The 581-nt window shown below is 62.1% G+C and carries 1 pseudogene; it reads left to right on the plus strand.

The annotated features are described in order from the left end of the window. Window positions 1–571 (plus strand): annotated as a pseudogene (locus tag QZH66_RS18160) (ketol-acid reductoisomerase); the annotation flags it as partial. Window positions 572–581: the final 10 nt, after the last annotated feature.

The raw sequence follows: 581 nt of genomic DNA on the forward strand, positions 1-581 counted from the left end.
GATCGCCGTGCACCAGGACAAGACCGGCAAGGCGCGCGATCTGGCGCTGTCGTACGCCATGGCCAACGGTGGCGGCAAGGCCGGCATCATCGAGACCAACTTCAAGGAAGAGACCGAGACCGATCTGTTCGGCGAACAGGCCGTGCTGTGCGGCGGTGCCGTCGAGCTGATCAAGATGGGTTACGAAACCCTGGTCGAAGCCGGCTACGCGCCCGAGATGGCTTACTTCGAATGCCTGCACGAGCTCAAGCTCATCGTGGACCTGATCTACGAAGGCGGCATTGCCAACATGAACTACTCGATCTCGAACAACGCCGAGTACGGCGAGTACGTGACCGGCCCGGAAGTCATCAACGAGCAGTCGCGCCAAGCCATGCGCAATGCCTTGAAGCGCATCCAGGACGGCGAATACGCCAAGATGTTCATCCTCGAAGGCCGCACCGGCTACGCCAGCATGACGGCGCGCCGCCGCAACACCGCCGAGCACTCGATCGAAAAGGTGGGCGGCCAGTTGCGCGCCATGATGCCTTGGATCGCCAAGAACAAGCTGGTCGACCAGACCCGCAACTGATAGCGCCGCC

Source organism: Stenotrophomonas sp. YIM B06876 (assembly GCF_030711595.1).
Taxonomy (GTDB): domain Bacteria; phylum Pseudomonadota; class Gammaproteobacteria; order Xanthomonadales; family Xanthomonadaceae; genus Stenotrophomonas.